The sequence below is a fragment of the Streptomyces sp. NPDC097129 genome (assembly GCF_055668065.1).
On sequence record NZ_JBVOQE010000117.1, the window covers coordinates 1 to 1,059 of the forward strand.

The window sequence follows — 1,059 nt, forward strand, 5'->3', positions numbered from 1 at the left end:
GACGCACCTCCGGATACATGAGACGAAGTTCGAGATGCTGTCGCAGGATCTGGGCAGCAGTCCAATGCACCTGAGCGCCATTGATATCCGCCGCATCGAGCCCAACCCGCTTGGAGGAGATCTGAGCCACCCACCTGTTTGCGAGGTCACCGGTCACAAACGGACGATCGGCGTCGGCTTGAGCTCGGAGGGCGTCGAGACTCGCAGATTCGACGTCGCCCGTTGTCGGCTGCGCGCTACGTGTGGGCCGGATCGGCGTATTGGTGTCACTTCGCGATGCCGGCCCGGATGTCAGGCTGGTATCACTCGTCCCCTCGTCCTCGCATTCGACGAGTTGAGCACCTGACGCTCTCGAATTGGTCAGACTCGAAGACTCACCGAGAGTGTTCGGCAGCCTCCAGAAGCTACCGAGGTCGTACAGGAACTCGCGCTGGATCGAGTTCGTCGTGTTCGTCCCATCGGTTCGGGGAAGATAGATCGGCGCATCGGAGAAGTCGAACACCGCCGATGCAACGCTCTGGCCGGTGTCGGTGATCGATACACGAAGCGCGTCGGTGGAGACGATGTCTCCGCCGGGACATGATGCTTTCATTTCCATTAGAACGACGAGACCCTCTGCCTGCGTGCGGTATTCAACCGGCGTCAGGGTCGGTGTCCGGCCGCATTTCGTGACGTACTCGTTGCCTCCGTCGAATTCAGGGACAGCGGGCAGCCTGCCCGGTGCTCCTGACGGTCCGCCGGTCGGTGGGTAGTAGAGGAATCTGTCATTGGAGATCGAGGCGAGTCCGTCTTGGGCCTTCGACCAAGACCAGTGGTTGGTGTGGGAATCGAGGGACCAACTGACAGAGCCGTCGTCGAGTTCGACGGCGAGTACCCTGCCGTCGTTAGGATGGACGAGAATTCGCTCACCGTCCGAGACCGAGTAAGAGAAGTAGTCGCCGATCTTGGTCGACCACAACTGTTCCCCGGTGTCGATTCGGTAGGCCGAGAGCGTGTCCGAGTCGTTGCCCAACACGATGTCGCCGACGATCCGGCGTAGCGAGAAGTGGTCTCCGCCGA

1 protein-coding gene is annotated in these 1,059 nt (G+C 60.9%); it reads right to left on the reverse strand.

Features of this window, described 5'->3' with window-relative positions:
• On the reverse strand, window positions 1–1,059 hold a 1,059-nt coding region (locus AC0B9F_RS38530; RefSeq protein WP_472010513.1), incomplete at both ends, for an outer membrane protein assembly factor BamB family protein.